General features: G+C 40.6%; 19 protein-coding genes and 1 tRNA gene. 5 read left to right on the top strand and 15 right to left on the bottom strand.

The window, feature by feature from the left end:
* Positions 1-480 precede the first annotated feature (480 nt).
* A complete protein-coding gene (locus tag AAEU28_RS18615; protein WP_421965433.1) occupies positions 481-1,419 on the bottom strand; it encodes a porin in 939 nt (312 codons plus the stop codon).
* A 294-nt stretch (positions 1,420-1,713) separates the two neighbouring features.
* On the opposite strand from AAEU28_RS18615, the gene AAEU28_RS18610 reads away from it, so the two are divergent.
* Positions 1,714-2,949, top strand: a complete 1,236-nt coding sequence (locus AAEU28_RS18610) for a diguanylate cyclase (protein ID WP_421965432.1) — start codon at positions 1,714-1,716, stop codon at positions 2,947-2,949.
* Between the two features lie 48 nt (positions 2,950-2,997).
* Here the strand turns inward: AAEU28_RS18610 and rarD are convergent, their stop codons facing one another.
* Positions 2,998-3,885, bottom strand: coding sequence for an EamA family transporter RarD (gene rarD / locus AAEU28_RS18605; protein ID WP_421965431.1), 888 nt, complete (start codon positions 3,883-3,885; stop codon positions 2,998-3,000).
* Between the two features lie 165 nt (positions 3,886-4,050).
* On the opposite strand from rarD, the gene recQ reads away from it, so the two are divergent.
* The 3 genes from recQ to AAEU28_RS18590 all read left to right on the top strand — a co-directional run bounded on the left by recQ (position 4,051) and on the right by AAEU28_RS18590 (position 7,945).
* On the top strand, positions 4,051-5,868 hold the full coding sequence (gene recQ, locus AAEU28_RS18600; RefSeq protein WP_421965441.1) for a DNA helicase RecQ: 1,818 nt from the start codon (positions 4,051-4,053) through the stop codon (positions 5,866-5,868).
* Positions 5,868-6,167, top strand: a complete 300-nt coding sequence (locus tag AAEU28_RS18595; protein ID WP_421965430.1) for a DUF3630 family protein — start codon at positions 5,868-5,870, stop codon at positions 6,165-6,167. Before recQ ends, AAEU28_RS18595 begins: the two co-directional genes overlap by 1 nt.
* A 71-nt stretch (positions 6,168-6,238) precedes the next feature.
* Positions 6,239-7,945: a BamA/TamA family outer membrane protein gene (locus AAEU28_RS18590; protein WP_421965429.1), complete on the top strand. Its 1,707-nt coding sequence runs from the start codon at positions 6,239-6,241 to the stop codon at positions 7,943-7,945.
* Between the two features lie 10 nt (positions 7,946-7,955).
* Here the strand turns inward: AAEU28_RS18590 and AAEU28_RS18585 are convergent.
* Positions 7,956-8,030, bottom strand: a tRNA-Arg gene (locus AAEU28_RS18585).
* 246 nt (positions 8,031-8,276) lie between these two features.
* Between AAEU28_RS18585 and AAEU28_RS18580 the strand changes: the two genes are divergently transcribed.
* Positions 8,277-8,459: a hypothetical protein gene (locus tag AAEU28_RS18580; RefSeq protein WP_058031038.1), complete on the top strand. Its 183-nt coding sequence runs from the start codon at positions 8,277-8,279 to the stop codon at positions 8,457-8,459.
* Here AAEU28_RS18580 and AAEU28_RS18575 read toward each other — a convergent pair.
* The 12 genes from AAEU28_RS18575 to iscA all read right to left on the bottom strand — a co-directional run bounded on the left by AAEU28_RS18575 (position 8,445) and on the right by iscA (position 19,688).
* The gene (locus AAEU28_RS18575) at positions 8,445-9,269 is read right to left on the bottom strand and encodes a phosphotransferase (protein WP_421965428.1); all 825 of its coding nucleotides are present in this window, start codon (positions 9,267-9,269) and stop codon (positions 8,445-8,447) included. The genes AAEU28_RS18580 and AAEU28_RS18575 overlap by 15 nt on opposite strands.
* Complete coding sequence (gene pnuC / locus AAEU28_RS18570) at positions 9,256-9,879, bottom strand: nicotinamide riboside transporter PnuC (RefSeq protein ID WP_421965440.1); 624 nt, start codon at positions 9,877-9,879, stop codon at positions 9,256-9,258. Before pnuC ends, AAEU28_RS18575 begins: the two co-directional genes overlap by 14 nt.
* Positions 9,879-10,130, bottom strand: a complete 252-nt coding sequence (locus AAEU28_RS18565) for a YkoF family thiamine/hydroxymethylpyrimidine-binding protein (protein WP_130254064.1) — start codon at positions 10,128-10,130, stop codon at positions 9,879-9,881. The genes pnuC and AAEU28_RS18565 overlap by 1 nt, the downstream gene beginning before the upstream one ends.
* Before the next feature lie 50 nt (positions 10,131-10,180).
* The gene (locus AAEU28_RS18560) at positions 10,181-10,666 is read right to left on the bottom strand and encodes a nuclear transport factor 2 family protein (RefSeq protein ID WP_421965427.1); all 486 of its coding nucleotides are present in this window, start codon (positions 10,664-10,666) and stop codon (positions 10,181-10,183) included.
* A gap of 67 nt (positions 10,667-10,733) precedes the next feature.
* Entirely contained in the window at positions 10,734-12,113 is a 1,380-nt protein-coding gene (locus AAEU28_RS18555) for a Gfo/Idh/MocA family protein (RefSeq protein ID WP_421965426.1), read from the bottom strand.
* Between the two features lie 467 nt (positions 12,114-12,580).
* Positions 12,581-13,651 (bottom strand): phosphotransferase enzyme family protein, encoded by a 1,071-nt coding sequence (locus AAEU28_RS18550; RefSeq protein WP_421965439.1) that lies wholly within the window; start codon positions 13,649-13,651, stop codon positions 12,581-12,583.
* A gap of 40 nt (positions 13,652-13,691) precedes the next feature.
* Entirely contained in the window at positions 13,692-14,579 is an 888-nt protein-coding gene (locus AAEU28_RS18545; protein ID WP_421965425.1) for a nucleotidyltransferase family protein, read from the bottom strand.
* A 131-nt stretch (positions 14,580-14,710) separates the two neighbouring features.
* Positions 14,711-16,141 carry an NAD-dependent succinate-semialdehyde dehydrogenase gene (locus AAEU28_RS18540; RefSeq protein WP_421965424.1) on the bottom strand — a complete coding sequence of 477 codons (1,431 nt, stop codon included), beginning with the start codon at positions 16,139-16,141 and terminating at the stop codon, positions 14,711-14,713.
* A 226-nt stretch (positions 16,142-16,367) separates the two neighbouring features.
* Positions 16,368-16,706: an ISC system 2Fe-2S type ferredoxin gene (fdx, locus tag AAEU28_RS18535; protein ID WP_058031045.1), complete on the bottom strand. Its 339-nt coding sequence runs from the start codon at positions 16,704-16,706 to the stop codon at positions 16,368-16,370.
* Positions 16,707-16,709: 3 nt separating this feature from the next.
* Complete coding sequence (gene hscA, locus AAEU28_RS18530; protein WP_421965423.1) at positions 16,710-18,572, bottom strand: Fe-S protein assembly chaperone HscA; 1,863 nt, start codon at positions 18,570-18,572, stop codon at positions 16,710-16,712.
* A 168-nt stretch (positions 18,573-18,740) separates the two neighbouring features.
* Positions 18,741-19,265, bottom strand: a complete 525-nt coding sequence (gene hscB / locus AAEU28_RS18525; RefSeq protein ID WP_421965422.1) for a co-chaperone HscB — start codon at positions 19,263-19,265, stop codon at positions 18,741-18,743.
* Positions 19,266-19,364: 99 nt separating this feature from the next.
* Positions 19,365-19,688: an iron-sulfur cluster assembly protein IscA gene (gene iscA, locus AAEU28_RS18520; protein WP_058031048.1), complete on the bottom strand. Its 324-nt coding sequence runs from the start codon at positions 19,686-19,688 to the stop codon at positions 19,365-19,367.
* Between the last annotated feature and the right edge of the window lie 4 nt (positions 19,689-19,692).

The following is a 19,692-nucleotide window of genomic DNA, read 5'->3' as shown; positions in this document are numbered from 1 at the left end:
GCTCCTGAATCAAGAGCTGTTAGAACTCAACCTGTACGAGTGCCCACACAGATGATTGCTTCATATTTTTAAAGAACATTCCGGTTACCGGAGTGCGACTAAGCTTTTGCTTGTCGCCGCAGCCTTGCTGCGAAGTGGAGCGCCATAATAACGACTTCACTTTTTATGTCAACACTTAATTTTAATCTTTTTCTTAAGAGAAAGTTTAAAGCTAAGTTTTATTTGACTCGACAACGTTTTGATTTGCTTTTCAGCGTCTCGCCCCGTGTCAGTGGGTGCGCATTATAGGGTGAAATTAAAAGTGCGCAACCCCTTTTTGCAATTAATTTTAAGAAATATGTTCAACCGCTCAAAAAGAGAACAAAAACACTAAAGACACCGTGTTTTTGTTTGTATTTTATACAAAATCTTCTTTTTAAATTCCCAAAAACTAAAAAAGCAGGCCTGAGCCTGCTTTATAAAATACTTATAGCATGAATATTAGAACTTATATTCAATACCAAGACCTAGGTAATCTTCTTCTGTACCCTTGTCTTCATCAACTGTTGAGTAGAAGCCATATAGTTTGGTTGATTTATTTAGCTTGTGATCTAGACCAACACTAAAACCATCTACGTCTTTTGAATCGACTGCATCGAAGTCAATTGTTTGATATTGCACTTTAAAGGTGTTTTTACCGAAGCCATATGCAGCATTTAATAAGAAGCCATCAGCAGTACCTGTGCCGTCTACTTTTTCTTGCTTCTGATACATTGCACCTAATTTAAGTGCGTCAGTTGCTTTAAATTGGCCTGTGATTCGTAATGCATCATAACCTTTCACTTCACTGTCACCGGCAACAGCAACATAATATTTAGATTTCTTAAGTGCTGAATCACCATATGTGATTGCACCTGAGTAACCGTTTTCGCCATCTGTTTTATCTTCAGCAATAAAAGTCGCGAGTACTTTAAAACCATTAAAGCTTGCTGACTTGTATGACACAGTATTGCCTAAGCGGTTTTCACCTTTAAACTGATTCTTCACATCAGCTTCTAAATCATTGAACTGATCAATCTTACCTTGAGATAATTTGAATGCGGTATCATTGCGGCCAATTACAACTTCACCAAAGCCACCTTTTAAACCTACGTACTGGCTTCTCGCTGTGATATTGTCGCTATCGCCCTTTGAATCAGCATCAGATACATCAACTTGGAATTCAAGCTTATAAATTACTTCTAGGCCGCTATCTAGTTTTTCTGAGCCCTTAAAACCAAAGCGTGACGCATTGCTTTTAATTTCTGTCGCACTTCCAGCACCTTCATCGCTTGATTGAACAGATACATTTGCCTTGCCGTATACTTTAACACCTGCATTAGCATTAGCAGATAACGCACCTAGTACAGCAAGAAGAAGTGTTGATTTAACTAGTTTCATGTAATTTTCCTCAATATCGCAACACATGATGATTCAAAACGACGCTAGTTTCTCAGCAGTTAATGACAGAAATATTACACGCAACACATTAGAGTCAAATAATTGCAAATAAACTGCATTAAAAACGTCATAAAAGTATGTTTCAGCTATAAATTATAGGAGAGGAATAAATTATTACTTAATTTTTAAAATAATCTTTATTACATCATCTATAAGTAATTTTGAGTTGAATTGCTTAATAGATAGGTTAAGGTTAATAGTAAATGTATAGGTGAATTACCGAGCGAGTACTGAGTGACACGTCGAATCCTAATTATCGAAGACACCCCAACCATTGCTAGAGTGCAAAAACATATCGCTGTTTCTGCAGGCTATGAGGCTGACATTGCTGAATCACTAGCACAAACCAAAGAGCTACTCGACAATAATAGTTACTTTTGCGCAGTTGTTGATTTCATTTTACCTGATGCACCTAACGGCGAAGCGATTCATTATACGGTGAACTCTGATATCCCCACAATTGTCATGACTGGTAACCTAGACAATCAAACTCGTGAAACTGTCGAAAAATACCCAATCATCGATTACATCACCAAAGAGAATAAACAAGCTTACCAATACCTTAAAAAACAACTTATGCGATTACCACGAAATGAGTTTGTAAAAGTATTGGTTGTTGATGATTCACGTCAGACCAGAAATTACATCAGCTCTTTATTAGTGAGGCATAAGTATAAGGTTCTTGAGGCATGTGATGGTATTGAAGCCCTCGAAGTATTAAAGCAAAACCCAGACATCTCTGTTGTGATCACTGACAATGAAATGCCAAACATGAATGGCGAAGACTTGTGCAGTGAAATACGACTGCAATATTCGAATGATGAAAAAGCCATTATCGGTATTTCTAGCTCTAATGCATTACACCTCTCGGCTCGATTCATAAAGAGAGGTGCAAACGACTATCTTCGCAAGCCATTTAACGCAGAGGAATTTTATTGCAGGCTTAGTCAAAACGTCGATATGCTGGAATATATAGCCACAATAAAGCGCCAAGCTAACTCTGATTACTTAACAGGCTTACCTAATCGCCGTTACTTCTTTGAGTTTACTAATAAGTCATTAAGGCAAAAAGCCGCTTCAAATAATGAGGTGGGACTAGCCATGATAGATGTAGATCACTTTAAAGCCATTAATGATAACTATGGTCATGACGCAGGAGATGATGTGCTCAAAGCCCTTTCTCAAGCGTTTGAATCACACTTCCCTGGTCAACTTACCGCTAGATTAGGGGGCGAGGAATTTGCCGTTTATTTTGCTAACGCTACGCAAGAGGAAAGTATAGCTTTATTAGATAAATTTAGAGAATACCTAGACACCAATAGCGCGGGATTAACCAAACACAATATTCACTTTACGGTATCTATTGGTGTTTGTAGAGCCGTAAATAAAAATGTTGATAGTCTGATAAAAGAGGCTGATATAAAACTTTATGAAGCAAAACACTCTGGCCGCAATAAAGTCATAAGTTAATAAAGACTAAGTGGCTAGCATTACAATGCAGCCACTCAAGCCATCTTATTATTTCTTTTTACTTGCCCTTAAGCTATCCCAGCTATACAAGGCCAATGCCCCCCAGATACAAGCAAAAGTCACAGCTCGTTCAATTGAGAACACCTCACCATACAAGGTTACCGCCAAGGTGAACATAATGCTTGGACCAAGATATTGAAATAGACCAAGCGTGGAATAAGGAAGACGTTTCGCAGCACCAATAAAACACAACAGAGGTAAAGTTGTCACTACACCTGCACTGACTAGCAATATATTTAGGAGCACTTCATTATTAAACATATCAGAACTCACCGTCGCAGGGGTCAAGTACCAATAGATAATTGCAAACGGCATTAAGATAAGCGCTTCAATTAGCAAGCCTGGTAGTGATTCTACTGGCATTTTCTTTCTCAAAAGCCCGTAAATTGCAAACGAGCTTGCCAATGCAAATGCCACTACAGGAAAAGAGCCATATGCAATCACTTGTAGTAGTACCCCAAGTGAAGCAATCGCAACAGCGATGATTTGCCATTTCCTCAATCGCTCAGAAAGAAAGATGACACCAAGCAATACATTCAATAGCGGATTTATATAGTAACCGAGACTTGCATCAAGCATGTGATCATTATTAACGGCCCAAATAAACAGCACCCAATTGAACCCGAGCAAAGTAGAGCTAATACAGAGCATCCCCAGTAACTTTGGCTTCTTAATGACATGCTGGATTTGATGCCATTGCTTTGCAGCGAAGACAATGAGAATTAAAAACAGCACCGACCAGATCACTCGGTGAGTCAAGATCTCTAGTGCAGCTATAGATTCAATCTGTTTAAAGTAGATGGGTGCCATGCCCCACATTAAAAATGCTAAGACAGCATAAAGGTAACCCTGTTGGGTCTGATTATTTAGCATCAACACGACTCAAAAAGTAAAAAACCATTATACCTTGCTAAGTTGGTTGCAAATAGACAGAAAATAGGAACTTACAGACATAACATGGCAACTACATGTAAACCGTCAAACACAACAGCGCAAATAAATTTACAGACAAGTAATGCAAAAGCCACTAAAATGCCCGCCATGAAATCAGACCCTATCTGCGAACAGTCAACCCTTGCTAAGCAAGCATTAGAAGACACTTTTGGCTACAGTGAATTTAGAGCTGGCCAAGAGGCTGTAATTAATGCGGCACTAAATGGACAAGATACGCTCGTCTTGCTGCCTACCGGTGGCGGTAAATCATTATGTTATCAGATCCCTGCGCTTTTATTTGACGGCGCAACGGTAGTCATTTCGCCTTTGATCTCGTTAATGGAAGATCAAGTCTCTCAGCTTCAAGCAATTGGCGTTAGTGCCGCATACATCAATAACACCGTAGATTTTACACAGCAAAATGCGATTTTTAATCAATTAGCCGAAGGTACATTAAAGTTACTTTATGTTGCACCAGAAAAAGCACTGCAGTTTGATTTTATTCAAAGGTTAAAGAACTTAAACATTCGCTTCTTCGCGATTGATGAAGCCCACTGTGTATCTCACTGGGGGCATGATTTCAGGCCGCACTACCGTCGCTTAAGTGAACTCAAACAACACTTTCCGCAGTGCCCTATGATGGCCTTAACGGCGACGGCAGATATTGCGACACGCCATGATATTGCACACCAACTTGGATTAAATGCACCTTATATCCATACAGGCAGTTTTGATAGACCAAATATTCGCTACACCATTGAAGAAAAGTTCAAACCTCTTTCTCAGCTCATGCGCTATTTACGGGATCAAAAAGGCCAAAGCGGTATTATTTATTGCACTAGTCGTAAGCGTGTAGACGATATTTCAGAAAAGCTTGCCGAAGCTGGCTTTAATGTCGCCGCATATCATGCCGGCATGAGTAATGATCAGCGTCAATTTGTACAAAAAGCCTTTGCCAGAGACGATATCAATATTGTTGTTGCAACCGTCGCATTCGGTATGGGTATAAATAAGTCAAATGTACGCTTTGTACTTCACTACGATATACCTAAGAGTATTGAGGCTTATTATCAGGAGACAGGTCGAGCTGGTCGTGATGGACTTGCCGCAGAAGCCATCATGTACTTTGATCCTGCTGACATAGGACGAGTAAAACGCTTTTTTGAAGATATTCCTGACGAGGCTAGACGTAAAGTAGAAGAGCAGCGCTTCCAGGCAATGGCAAATTTTGCAGAAGCGCAAACTTGCCGTCGACAAATATTACTCAATTACTTTAGCGAATATCAAAGAGAGCCTTGTGGCAACTGCGATATTTGTCTTAATCCGCCGAAACGCTTTGATGGCACTTTAGTGGCACAGCAAGCGCTATCTTGTGTGTATCGCGCGCAACAACGCTTTGGTTTAGGGTATATCGTCGACTTATTGCGAGGGGCAAACACCAGTCGAATTCGCGATAACGGACACCACGAATTAAGTACCTATGGTATTGGCAAAAGTCATAGCGTCGAGTATTGGCTAAGCATATTGCGTCAACTCGTTCATCATGGCTTACTTGCTCAAGACATAACACAAGGTGCAAGCCTAAAACTGACAGAAGCAGCAAGAGCCGTATTACGCGGTGAATATGTTTTGCAATTAGCCGAACCGCGCTTACAAGCTAAACACATCTATCAAGATAAATTGGCGCAATTTAATTACGACAAAAAGCTGTTTGCTAAGCTACGAAGTTTACGTAAAGAACTCGCCGATGCCGATGATGTACCTCCATATGTGGTCTTTAACGATAAGACACTCGCTGAAATGGCGCAGAAAATGCCGACTGATGATGCTGAATTCTTAAATGTGTCAGGCGTTGGTTTTAGTAAACTCAGCAAGTATGGCGCACCGTTTATGCAACTTATCCGAAATTATTTAGCCGCGAGTTAATGATGACGCAAATTATCTTGAACACAGATTTTAACTTTTTGCAGATCACACCTGATTTTTTCCCTGAGGCCGATGAATTTGCCTTCTGGGGACACATATTCTTAAACCATGAGGCTATTTCTATTCTTGAAACCTCCGAAGGCGCAGATCGCCATCAAATACGCTTTTGTTGGAATGGCCAAAATTTTAATCTTAACTTTGAACACTACAGCGAGAGTTTATGGGTAAGCCCTGAAGGGGTTGAAGCCGAACTTTTACTTGAAAAACTGCAACTATTTTTGCTTTCTACCCTTTCATAATAATTAGACAGACCTCCATTTTTCTGCTTAATATAATGATATAAAAGAGGATAAACAGCGGGAGGAAGGTAGTGTTCACAAGGTATTGTCAGCCAGTATTGCTTTTATTCTCTACATTTTTTATCAGTGGTACTGCATTTGCAGAACCAAGTATATTCGACTCTCAAGAAAACAGCTGCAGCAATCAACGCCAAGAAAGCAATGAAGACATCAACCTAAAGCGTCAACTCGACACTCAGCAAGTTTTCCCAAAAGAAGGTGAAAACAAGCGTATAGCAAAAATCACCTTAAAACAGTTAAACGTTTTCGACACCAGCTTACCGGAAGAAAATAACTTTTTATTCCGCTTTGCAAACCACGCGCATATCACAACAGAGCCTGAAGTTATCCTAAGTACTTTATTATTTAGCCAAGGCTCAAAATATGACATCAAGGAATTAGCAGAATCCGAGCGTTTATTACGTCAACAAAATTATCTTTACGATGCCCGCATATATGCAGAAGAGACATGTAAAGACGAAGTGCATGTTACAGTTGTAACAAGGGACTTATGGACTTTACTGCCCGACATTAGCTTTAGTCGCAGTGGAGGTGAAAACTCCTCACGCCTTGGCTTTCGAGAAACAAACTTACTAGGGTATGGCAAAAGATTATCTTTTACCGCAACTGAAGATAAAGACCGAAACGGTTATTTATTTGTTTATGACGACCCAGCTATCTTATCGAGTCGCTACCGAGGTCGCATAGAGTATGCTGATAATTCAGATGGAGAGCGGCATTATTTAGGGGCTTACCTGCCATTTTACTCCATTAAGTCAACGCATAGCTATGGGGTTTATACTTATGCGAATAAACGGGTAGAATCGATTTATTCTCGAAACGAAGTCGTTTCTGAATTTTTACACGACACTGAAATTAACGACGCGTATTATGGTTTCGCCGTTCAAGCACCTAAACAGTGGACACATAGATATACTGTGGGTCTTCACAATGAACAACACAGCTTTAAAGCCACCCCTTACTCTTTTCTTGCTTTAGCAGACAACCGAGCACTCACCTACCCATATTTTCAGGGGCAATGGCTTCAAGACGATTATATTAAGGTGCGTAATTTTGATTCTATTTACCGCACAGAAGATTTAAATTTAGGCTGGAATGTTAAAGCCAAACTCGGTTATTCATCAAATAACTGGGCGGATGACGACAGTCACGTCATTTATCAATTTTCCGCAAGCAAAGCGCATTACACAACCGAACGCAGCTTATGGCGATTTAATACGAGTATTCAAGGAGAATGGAACACAGACCAAAACGAAGCCCGAAACTTCATAAGTGCCGTTAACTTTCAATATTATCTAAACACCAGCATACAGCAATCATGGTTTGCGAACTTGTCTTTGCAGTATGCTAAAAACTTGACGGCAGACAAACAATTGGTTTTAGGCGGTGAAACTGGTCTAAGAGGTTATCCGTTAAACTATCAACAAGGTAGTCGTAGTGCTCTAGTAAATTTAGAAAAACGTTACTACTGGGAATATGACCTGCTACAACTTTTCAAGGTCGGAGGAGCGCTTTTCTTCGATGCAGGTAAGGTCACAGGCAAAGCTCAAGTTAATACCGATAATTCACTACTGAAGAATATAGGCATAGGATTAAGGCTTGCACCGAGTCGAGCCAATGCTGGCATTGTGTTGCATTTGGATATTGCTGCGCCAATAAATAAAGAAGATAACATTGACAGTGTGCAGTGGTTATTTACGGTTAAAAACCGCTTTTAAAAACGGCTCATGGCGCTCTCGGCAGGGATCGAACCTGCAACTCAGCTTCCGGAGAGCTACGTGATATCCATTTCACCACGAGAGCACACGAACGCTGCATATAGTAATGTCATTCCTTTACAAATACTAGCATTTCACTTTCAGCTGATTAAATAACAAACTAAAAACAAAAATATTAATGCTTTTTAGCGATTTTTTGTATTTTTGACTATGCTTAGATTTTGATTTACCAGTATTATAGACAGCAAGTTACTACGTTTTATTAACATAAAGCGCCGTGTAATGCGGTAACAACAACAATAAAAGCTTAACACATCAAGAGGAAGCTATTATGAGCCAAATGACCACGCAGCAAGTTGCTGAGTTTTTAGAAGTAAAAGTGGAAAGAGTGAAAAGACTTGCTCGTGAAAACCTATTAATCGCAAAAGGTGAAGACGCACAAGGTGATCCAGTATTTGATCAAACAGATGTAGAAAAATACAAAGAACTTGCAAAGCGCTTAGGCGGTATTTAAACACTTTAATTGTAATGTGTGTGAAGTGGCTTTTTCTACTTCACCTCGCGCATCATACCAAGAAATACATAACAGTAGGTAAGCAATCCTATAACCCCTTAATTTCTCTATTGCATAATCGGGTACTGCAATGCCCTTACTGCCATAATAGATATTCAGCATCCATACTATCTCGTCATTCGTGAGCTTAAAACTGGTTACAAGCCCAGCTAAGTCGAAATAAACATCGCCAACAGCTGTATATTCGAAATCAATCACCATCACTCCAACTTTTGTCGCTATTATATTTTCTCTAACTAAGTCGTTATGACAACACCCTAACTCTTTTGGATAACTATCAAGTAAGCGTAAGCAGCACTCTAACTCTGAATTAAAAAGCTTTTTAAAAGAGGTACTTAAATCTGATAATGCGTGTTTTATATCTAAAGAGACAGGCAAATTGACCAATGGTTGTTGATGTACTGCAGAGATTGTCTCCACCAAATTACATAAGCGTTTTTTATCTATGTCTTCAGCCGCTTCATCAACATAAGTAAATAAAGCGACTTTAAGGGCTGGATCCCAGCGAATAACTTCTTGAATACCGGTAGCTGACTTTGCCATTAGGCCTTGAAAAGCAAGACTTGGCGAAGGCATGTCATTTCGATAAAGCTTTAGCAAATATTTATTCTGTTCGACAACAATTAAATAATTATGATTACTAAGCCCTGAGGTGATTTGGTAACATGTTTTAACTTGCCTGAAAGCAAAAGATTCAGCAACGAATTCTCTTACTTCATCAGGCAGATTTTGAAAATTAAAGGCTCGCAAGTGGTAAGCCGTTTCTTTGTTCGTGTTCTTCGTACCAACGCTTGTAGCCCCAACAGGCTATAACCGTGTAAAACACATAAAGTACAAATGTCGGGTAATACCCTTTCACAAAGAACAGGTACATAGATGCGGCATTAATGATGATCCAATAAAGCCAGTTCTCTAATACCTTTTTAGCCACTAAATACGTTGTCATCACAGCAAAACAGGTTGTAAAACTGTCAAGATATGCAAAATCAGCATGAGTATAATTGTCCATCACAAAGCCTACACCTGTTGCCGTTAAAGCGGTGACAATGATGATGTAAATATGTCTTAACAATGGCCAAGAAATAATAGGGGCGACTGAATCAGGCTGCTTGCCTTGTTGCCACATATACCAACCCACTACCGCCATTACCATGTAATACACATTTAATGCGGATTCCATCAACAACGCGCCATTCCAATACATAATGGTATAAATAAATGTACTAAGGAAAGCTGCAGGCCAACACCATTGATTCTCTTTCACAGCTAAAAAGACATAAGCCAGAGAAAGTATGACCGCGATGTACTCCCAGCCAGACATAGCCGTGAAACCAGAAAATGTGGCGCTTAAAAATTCAATCATTGTGGCGATAAGTCTCCAGAAATGAACTTACACACAAATACAATCTTCCCAAACTCTTCAAAAGAGCGTTTCATTTCTTGTTGAAGTACCGACATAACGAGGTCATATTCACCAAATACTTGGGTAGACATTGTATTGGTTAACACTTTAAGTTCTGGGTGTGTATTTAAGCGCTCAATAAAGGCTTTGATAAAAGGGATATAGTCTGAGTGAAGTGGATATTTGCTAATTTCTACAGATAGCTGCATTTTGAAATCCATAATAGAAGTGTTTTACCTATTTTAGCCTCTGAGATTTTTTAAGGAATAGTTTTATTGAGGTTTTTGCCCGACAGAAAATCAGCCTTTGGTGTGTAATTGATCCAGTCCTGCTGGTGCGTAATCAGCCCTTTCTCATTAAATTGAAGCGTCATAACAAATCGCCAAGGTCCCATTTTTTGGCCATGGTAAATAAATTGATTAAAGTGCCCTGTTATAACGGCTTGCCGCTGTTGTTCATCAATAATCAAATGTTCTACTTTGAAAGTCTTTAAATCATCTATTACTTTAAAATTACCATCATTCCAGTTATAGAATGCAGCAATGCCTGGTTTTCCAACAGCGTGATGACCATATACTAAATCTTCTAACTGTGCAGAATCTGCATATAACTTTAAAAATGCATCAAAATCGACTCTGGCCTGATAGATTGATATAAATTGCTCAACTTGAGGTTTTATCGTGAGCGCATTATTTTGCTCAAGCGGGCTTTTACATCCAACTAAAAGCAAACCAATGAAAATCACAAAGCACCTTGTCATATATTTTCACCCCAACAATCAAAAAAGCGCGCTCATTGCGCGCTTAAAGTCATTAACTACCCACAATACCTAATGGCGTAGCATTTTTCCATGCACCTCGAGTAAAGTCTGGAATACTAATAGATTCACTGCGATTCGCGACAGACTGAGCTGAAAGAGGTGAGATCACCGACCAAGCCGCACCATCGTACACATCTTGATCTAGCGCTTCACCGTTGCGTAAACAATAAATCATGCGCCAGAACATTAAGAAGTCCATTCCACCATGACCGCCGTTGCGTTCTGCTTCTGCGCCCATTTTCTTCCACAGCGGGTGGTCGTATTTATCATACCAAGGAGTCATATCATGCTCCCACTCATGGAAGTTACCTAAATTGCCACCATTTTCGAGTGCGATACGATTTGGAAAGCCGGCAAATACACCATTTGTGCCTTGGATCAGGTTATGACGAGAATAAGGTCTAGGCGTGGTAGTATCGTGTTGTACCATAATGGAACGACCTTTTACCGTTTTGATCATGGTGGTATTCATATCACCGGCAATATAGTTCAATTGATTACGCTGATGATCGGCTGGAAATTCACGCTGAGCGTAAGCGGCTCGACCCAATGCCGGAGAGCTCATTGACGTTAAATAATCAAAACGGTCTCCACGGTTGATATTCATGTACTGAGAAACCGGACCTAGCCCATGTGTTGGATACAAGTTACCATCACGCTTTGCATGCCAACCTGTTCGCCAAGAACCCGTTTTATGCTCGATTTCTTTCATTTGCCAACGTAGTTCATGAATATAAGCAGCTTCACCGTGCAGTAATTCACCGAATAGCCCCTGGCGAACCATGTTTAGTACCATCAACTCATCACGACCATAGTTGACGTTTTCCATCATCATACAGTTTTTCTGAGTGCGCTCTGCGGTATCCACAATGTCCCACATTTCTTCGACTGTCAGTGCCAAAGGCACTTCCACAAACGCATGCTTTCCACTGTTCATAGTGTCAATGGCCATAGGTGCATGCCACTTCCAAGGCGTTGAGATGATCACAATATCGATATCATCACGGGCTAACATATCTTGATACGCTAAATCAGCGCCTCGATAAAGAGCCGGCTTTTTCAAACCTCTTTCTGTTAAATAGTTGGCAGAACGTTCCAAAACTTCATCGTGAGTATCGCAAATTGCGACAATTTCAGCGCCTTCAATATGGCTCATACGACGAACATGGCCATAACCTCGCTGACCAACACCGATGAACCCAACTCTAACTACATCCATTTTTGGTGCGATAAGACCAATAACTGACTTACCTTTTTGAGTAGGTACAAATACCGTGCTTGAATTTGATGTTTGCGCACACCCCGCAGCGACACTGGCCGCAGCTGCAACACCAGCGGCTTTTAGAAAGTCACGTCTATTTAATTGTTTCATTATTATTTTTCCTCTTTGTAACCACTTATACCAATCGGTGTAATTAAGTAGCCTATTTTGAGGTGGATAAAACTTTGCGATAGCGAGGCAAAAATTTTCTGTTTATACCAATCCTCTTAATTAAGCGATCTATTTTGAGGCAAGAAAAACTAGTCGATAACGAGGCGGAAATTTTGCTATTTAGTTGCTCTAAATAAGAAATTTCCAACGAAGTTAGCGTCAGTTTTAGTCCCTCAAAATGATTGAGTATTATTGAGGATTGGTATTAATTATTCTAAATGATAAATTTTTAACACAGCTAGCGTGAGTTTTAGCTTCTCAAATTGGTTAAGTATTATGACTGATTGGTATTTACCCTAACCAATAAGTAAAGCGCTGTCATTCAGTTGCGACCAATATATGTTCCTATTTTGTTTTGGCACAAAAAAAGCGCCTATGGCGCTTTTTATATGTCTTAACTAATCAATTTAGCTGTGTATTAATTTTTCAAGTAACGCTTCTTTTGCGACCACATCTTGATATAACTTGAACTGATTTCTTGCTCGATGCAGATTGTGCTCACTGTGCTTAGTCGCAAAGTAATTATCGCCATCCAAGTAATCGGTTAAGAAACGAAGACCAATCATAAATGGCATTACTTTCGCCCCCAGTAAAAAGCTTTGCTTTTCTTCTGGTGTAAGTTCATTTTCTAATGGTGCAACATAACCTTTAACTAAAGCGGCAAAAATTTCTTCTCGTACTCGCACATTATCAAGATTTGTTGAATCTTCTTCTTCAGGAGAGCAGAAGGTACGCACCATATCACCAAAATCAAACAGCCAATAACCTGGCATACATGTATCAAGATCAATCACTGAACGTGCGCCATCGGTTTCTTTACAGAACAGCATGTTATTGATTTTAGTGTCATTGTGACACGGTCTAAGTGGAATGGTGCCGTAGATAGATTCTAGCTCATCTGCAAGACCAAATTGCGCTTGGCAAAACGCAATTTCCTCTTGGCATTTTTCAGCTCGATTTTGGGTATCCGCTTCAAGTTTGTCGTTAAACGCAGCAATTCGCATAGCAAGGTTATGAAAGTCAGGTATAACATGATGTAGTACTTGTGCATCAAAGTCTGACAATGCCAATGCAAATTGCCCAAATGCATTCGCTGCAGTTTGTGCCTTCTCTGGACAACTCACCACATCTTCACTGTAACTCTTACCAATAAACTCTAGAGCACGCCAAACTTCACCATCGACCTTCACTAGGTATTCTTCTGAGGTGGTCGGCAAATGCTTGATAATCTCTAATTCATAGTCATTCTTATCAGCTTTTTCTGTAAGATGCTGTTCAATAGCTCGAGCATTTTCAACTAAATGTTCAGGGTTAGGAAATACTTCGGTATTTAGCTTTTGAACAACCACAGCTTGTTGTGCATCTTTTAACAACATTGTGGTATTAATATGACCACTACCTATTGGTTTAATTGTGGCATTTTCATGGTCTAAACCAAATTCTTGCGACAAATGCTCAGCTATCGCAGTATTAGTCATAGTCACCTCAGATACTGGTGTAATGGGCGTGATAGTTTGCTCATCCTTGACGATGTTCATAAATCTTTCCTGCTACGCTTGTTAATTCTTCTTTAAATGTGACACCAAACCAAAAATCAACGGCAGAATAAACGCGCACTGAAACATGCTCACTTTCTATACAGGTTTGGATGCAATTAGGTAAATAGTACTCTTTTTTGACATCGCTGTCATAAGCTTCTAGGAATTTTTTAAAATCATTTTCTAGTTTAGCCATCAAGATGGGTGTAATACCCCAAAAAGTCATAGAAGCTAGGCTATGGCTGTCTAGTGATTGTAATTGACCCTCAATTTCTCCCACCAAACCATATTCTGTTTGATGAATATTTAAGGTTTCAGTAACCTTCTTAAGCGATTGCTGCTCGACTTCACAAATACCTCGGTTTACTCCCCCTTGCTCAGAGAGCGTTTTTTCAATTGGGAAGGCAACCATTGCCATACTACTAGCATCTTTCGATTGACTAAAATGTTCAACCATTTGTTTGTAGGCATTGGGACCATAATAATCGTCAGCAGTGATCACAACTGCGGGGCCATTCACGTAAGGCTTTGCACATAATAATGCGTGCCCTGTCCCCCAAGGCTTAGTGCGATGCTCGGCTAAATGCTTAAACTCAGAAGGTAACATATCAATACTTTGTTCAATCAAAGTGATATGCATCGTCTTTGGGAGACGCGGCAAGATTGTTTGCTCTAATTCTGCACGAACGGATTTATTAATGATTAACACCGCTTGCTTGATACCTGCATTGAATGCATCTTCAATGCTCAGTTCCATAATGGTGCGCTCAAGTTTGGGCAGAGGGGTAATTTGTTTGTTACCACCAAATCGACTACCAAGCCCACCGGCTAGCACCACAAGCGTTAAATTATTTTGCTCTGTTGCCATTTAAAATTGTTGACCAAAAATTAACAGGCGCAAGAGTGTACCAGCTTTAGGTTAGATAATCAGCGAAAAATTGTATACACATTAGTGGTACAAGTGAGAATACCAATGCATTCTCACTTTGACGTGTTTAATTAAAAGCTTTGGCAGAGATATTTTACTTCCTGGTACTCCTCTAAACCTTGTTTAGCCCCTTCTCGACCAAGACCCGATGCTTTCATCCCACCAAATGGCGCGACTGGGTTTGAGATGAGTGCTTCGTTAATACCCACCATGCCATATTCTAGATTGCTCGCTACACGCTGAACTTGTGACATGTCTTGCGAGTAAAAATACGCAGCTAAGCCTTCATCAACCGAATTAGCCATAGTGAGTGCCTGATCTTCATCTTCAAAAGTTTGAATAGCGACCACAGGCGCGAATATTTCACTTCGACTTATCTCCATACTTTGCTTTACCTCGGTCAGAATGATAGGCGCCATAAACTGCCCCGCTTTCTCTTCACCTTGGTAAGCAAGCTTGGCACCTTGCAAGGTGGCATCATCAACCAAGTTTTGTGCTTTTAGTTTCGCTTGCGTGTTGATCAAAGGGCCCAAATCGGCATATTCAGTAAAGCCATCAGCCACTTTTAAGCGAGCAGTTTGCTGCTTTAATTCTGCTAAAAACTCATCTAAACACGCGTTTTGCACCAACACTCGATTGGCAGCGACGCAGGTTTGCCCCGCATTTCTAAATTTGGCCACTATCAACCCTTGTACTGCTTTTTTAATGTCAGCACTTGCAAATACCATAAAAGGCGCATTACCACCGAGCTCAAGAGAAGCTCGCTTAATTGACTGGGCGCTTTGCGATAACAAAATTTGCCCGACTCGCGTTGAACCGGTAAACGTAATTTTTCTAACTTGCTTATGTTCGCAGAAAAACGCGCCAACCTGTGCAGCATCTTCTGTCACTAAGGTTTGAAAAGCGCCCGTTTCCATACCCGCTTGCAATGCAAGTTGGCACAGCGCCAATGCACTTAGAGGTGTAAATTCAGATGGCTTTAGGATAAAACTACATCCCGCAGCATAAGCCGGCGCAACTTTGCGGGTGATCATGGCAAGGGGAAAATTCCACGGTGTAATGCCAAATACCACGCCTACTCCCTGCTTAATGACAGACAGCTGTTGAGTGGGACTATTGGCCGGAATAATTTCACCATAACTACGGTGCGCTTCATCTGCAAACCATTTTACAAACCCCGCAGCGTAATCAACTTCAGCCAAAGATTCTTTTAAAACCTTGCCTTGCTCAAGGGTGACAAGTTCAGCCAATGCCTGCTTATGTTCTAATATCAAACTATGCCATTTTAATAACACATCGCTACGCTGTTTAGCAGTTGTTGATTTTAGCGCTTCAAAACATGTAATGGCAGCATCTAATGCCTGCTGACAGCCTGCCATATCAACCGATGAAAGTGTTTCAATCAACTGCTCGTTAGCTGGGTTATTTACGGTGAAAGTATCGCTACCTTGATACGATTTGCCATTAATAATTGAGTTATTTAACGCCTTATGCCAATACATGTTTTGTCTCCTTAAACAAAAAACCCGCAGTAAAGACTACGGGTTTTTCATAATCAAAATCTATTATACCAATCCTCAATAATACTCAATCATTTTGAGGGACTAAAAATGACGCTAGCTTCGTTAAAAATTTCTTATTTAGAACAACTAAATAGCAAAATTTTTGCCTTGCTAACGAACAGTTTTACTTGCCTCAAAATAGATCGCTTAATTAAGAGTATTGGTATTAGTGATCTTCATTCACAATGTTCAGGTTGTATTTTGGAATTTCTACAACCAAATCTTCATCGTTAATGATTGCCTGACACCCTAGACGTGATTCAGGCTCTAAACCCCATGCTTTATCTAACATATCATCTTCTAGCTCGTCACTTTCTTCTAACGAGTCAAAACCTTCACGGATCACCACATGACAGGTTGTACATGCACATGACTTTTCACAGGCATGAGGAATTGAAATACCATTTTTTAAAGCAACATCCAGTACAGTTTGACCTGTTTTTGCTTCAATTGCCGCGCCTTCTGGGCAAAGCTCTTCATGGGGTAAGAAAATAATCTGTGGCATTACTTATACCTCGTCTACAGACTGCCCAGTAAGGGCTTGTTTAATTGACATATCCATACGGCGCGAAGCAAATTCACTACTTGCCGCATCTACAGCTTCAATGGCCGTTTTAATCTCATCTGGTGATGTCGCAGTTTCACGTAAATCAGCCAGCTTTTGCATTTCACTACGAAGTGCAGCTAATTCGTCATCATTTAATAATTGACTGTCTGTTGATAGAGAAGCTTCTAATGCTTCTAATACGCGAAGCGCTTCAACTTGCTGCTCTTTCAACATACGCGCTTGCATATCTTCTTTGGCATTGCTCATTGAATCTTTCAGCATTTGTGCAACTTGATCGTCAGACAAACCAAATGACGGCTTAACTTGGATCTCTGCTTGCACGCCCGTTGATTTCTCCATTGCAGAAACGCTCAACAGACCATCGGCATCTACTTTAAAGGTGACGCGAATATGCGCTGCACCAGCCGCCATTGCTGGAATACCTTTTAAGCTAAATTTAGCCAGTGAACGACAATCATCTACCAGCTCACGCTCGCCTTGCAATACATGTAATGACATGGCCGTTTGGCCATCTTTGAACGTGGTAAACTCTTGCGCACGTGCGACTGGAATCGTGGTATTACGCGGGATAATTTTCTCAACCAGTCCGCCCATGGTTTCTAGACCTAGAGACAGTGGTAATACATCTAACAATAACATATCTGAATCAGGCTTGTTACCGACTAGAATATCTGCCTGGATCGCAGCACCGATTGCGACCACGCGATCTGGATCGATAGAAGTCAGTGGCTTTTTATCAAAGAAGACTTCAACTTGCTCGCGGATAACTGGCATACGGGTTGAACCACCCACCATAACAACTTGCAAGATTTCTTCATGCGATACATCAGCATCTTTTACCGCACGGCGACAAGCACGTAATGTCTTTTTCACTAACGGCATCACCATTTCGGCAAACTGAGCGCGTGTTACTGTCACAGTGTGAGCTGTATCACGTAACTCTAAACCAACATTAACGGTTTCATAGCTAGATAGCGCTTCTTTACAGGCTTTGGCTTTATTGATGAATAAACGCAGTTCTGAATTATTCAAATCATTAATTTGCGTTTGCTCTTTAAAATGTGCGACAAGTGCAGAATCAAAGTCATCACCACCTAAACTTGAGTCACCGCCTGTTGCTAATACTTCGAATACACCTTGGTTTAAACGTAAGATAGAGATATCAAATGTACCGCCACCTAAATCGTAAACGGCGATCACGCCTTCTTGACCTGAATCTAGGCCATAAGCAACGGCTGCAGCTGTTGGTTCATTCAATAAACGCAGAACATTTAGACCAGCAAGTTCTGCAGCATCTTTGGTGCTTTGACGCTGTGCATCATCAAAGTATGCTGGTACTGTGATCACTGCCCCTTTAATGTCTTCACCTGCAAAGCTGGCTGTTGCACGTTCTTTAAGTGACTTTAAAATTTCGGCTGAGGCTTGTACTGGGTTGATTGCACCCACTACAGTATTAATGGCTAAGCTGCCATTATTTTCAACAAACTCATAAGGCAGTTGCCCATAACTTTGTTCAATCTCAGCTTGAGACTTACCTAAAAAACGCTTTACTGAAATTAACGTATTAGTCGGGTCTTCTGCTGATGCCGCAGCGGCAGCTTGACCCACCGTGATCTTATCAGCTTCGTAGCGAACCACAGATGGCAACATCGCTGAGCCATCAAAATCTGTTAGGGTTTTGGCTTCGCCACTTTGTACCGTCGCAACCAAAGAGTTTGTGGTACCAAGGTCAATGCCAATAGCTAGCTTATGTTCATGAGGTGCCGCGCTCTGCCCCGGCTCAGCAATTTGCAATAATGCCATAATGCTCTACGTTCTTAGGTTCGTGTCTATACTCTTCCTACTTAAAGCTACAGCGGTGTTGACTGCTCTCGTTCCCCCCCAATTTCATAGAAAATCTATGCTCATGGGCTTTCACTCGATTGCGCCTACCTGCAACGACAAGTAGTTTGAGTATTAAACCAATTTGGTTTAGTCGAATAAACTGTCTTCTATACGTGCTAATTCATCACGCAATTTGTATACAAATTTTAGCTTTCGAATGTTATCAGCTGCAGCGTCTAATTGTGCATCGTCATCACTGCTTAATTGTGATGCGAGCTGTGCTGAATATTGTTTATCAAGTAGCTTAATTTCTTGTTCAAAATCTTCGATAGCTGCTTCAGGATCGTTACTCTGCGGAAGATCTTCTAGCGCTTCTCGCAGTTCCATTTGCTGCATTAAAAACATAGGATCTTGTAAAGTCTGCTGCTCAGCGCGAATGTCTTTGCCTTTTTCGCTCAGCATATACTCAGCACGTTTCACTGGGTGTTTTAACACAGCTAATGCATCGTTGATCTCTGCGGCTTTTTGTACAGCCAGCAGTTTTTCGCGTTCACTTTTTCCGGCATATCGGTCTGGGTGAACAATGCGTTGTAATTCTAAATAGCGGGTATTTATGGCATTTAGATCAACATCATATGAAACGGGAATATCAAATAATTCAAAGTAATGCATTAGGTTAACTCATTCAAAAGCGCTAAAATTATTATGCTAAATGATATTATACAACAAAGCCCTACCAAGGCAGGGCTTTGTTAACAACAGCAAGGTCAGTTACACTGTAAAACTTTCGCCGCAGCCACATTCGTCTTTTTGATTCGGGTTAGTAAATTTAAACCCTTCGTTTAGACCTTCTTTCGTGTAATCAAGCTCTGTACCGTCAAGGTAAACCATGCTTTTCGCATCAATGATGACTTTAACACCATTATGCTCATACACTTCATCACCTTCGTCTAACTCGTCTACGAATTCTAATACGTAAGCTAAGCCTGAACAGCCCGTCGTTTTAATACCTAAACGAAGACCGATGCCTTTGCCACGATTAGCTAAGAATGTCTGAACGCGATTAGCTGCCGCGTCAGTTAATGTTACTGCCATGCCG

The sequence above is a fragment of the Pseudoalteromonas sp. SS15 genome, from assembly GCF_049257195.1.
Classification (GTDB): Bacteria; Pseudomonadota; Gammaproteobacteria; order Enterobacterales; family Alteromonadaceae; genus Pseudoalteromonas.
This window is presented reverse-complemented; position numbering and strand designations above follow the sequence as displayed.

Excerpts from the sequence above, each read along its gene's own strand:
- AAEU28_RS18615 (WP_421965433.1), bottom strand. The coding sequence starts at position 1,419 with ATGAAACTAGTTAAATCAACACTTCTTCTTGCTGTACTAGGTGCGTTA.
- recQ (WP_421965441.1), top strand. The coding sequence starts at position 4,051 with ATGAAATCAGACCCTATCTGCGAACAGTCAACCCTTGCTAAGCAAGCA.
- AAEU28_RS18595 (WP_421965430.1), top strand. The coding sequence starts at position 5,868 with ATGATGACGCAAATTATCTTGAACACAGATTTTAACTTTTTGCAGATC.
- AAEU28_RS18580 (WP_058031038.1), top strand. The coding sequence starts at position 8,277 with ATGAGCCAAATGACCACGCAGCAAGTTGCTGAGTTTTTAGAAGTAAAA.
- AAEU28_RS18565 (WP_130254064.1), bottom strand. The coding sequence starts at position 10,130 with ATGCAGCTATCTGTAGAAATTAGCAAATATCCACTTCACTCAGACTAT.
- AAEU28_RS18555 (WP_421965426.1), bottom strand. The coding sequence starts at position 12,113 with ATGAAACAATTAAATAGACGTGACTTTCTAAAAGCCGCTGGTGTTGCA.
- AAEU28_RS18550 (WP_421965439.1), bottom strand. The coding sequence starts at position 13,651 with ATGACTAATACTGCGATAGCTGAGCATTTGTCGCAAGAATTTGGTTTA.
- AAEU28_RS18545 (WP_421965425.1), bottom strand. The coding sequence starts at position 14,579 with ATGGCAACAGAGCAAAATAATTTAACGCTTGTGGTGCTAGCCGGTGGG.
- AAEU28_RS18540 (WP_421965424.1), bottom strand. The coding sequence starts at position 16,141 with ATGTATTGGCATAAGGCGTTAAATAACTCAATTATTAATGGCAAATCG.
- fdx (WP_058031045.1), bottom strand. The coding sequence starts at position 16,706 with ATGCCACAGATTATTTTCTTACCCCATGAAGAGCTTTGCCCAGAAGGC.
- hscA (WP_421965423.1), bottom strand. The coding sequence starts at position 18,572 with ATGGCATTATTGCAAATTGCTGAGCCGGGGCAGAGCGCGGCACCTCAT.
- hscB (WP_421965422.1), bottom strand. The coding sequence starts at position 19,265 with ATGCATTACTTTGAATTATTTGATATTCCCGTTTCATATGATGTTGAT.
- iscA (WP_058031048.1), bottom strand. The coding sequence starts at position 19,688 with ATGGCAGTAACATTAACTGACGCGGCAGCTAATCGCGTTCAGACATTC.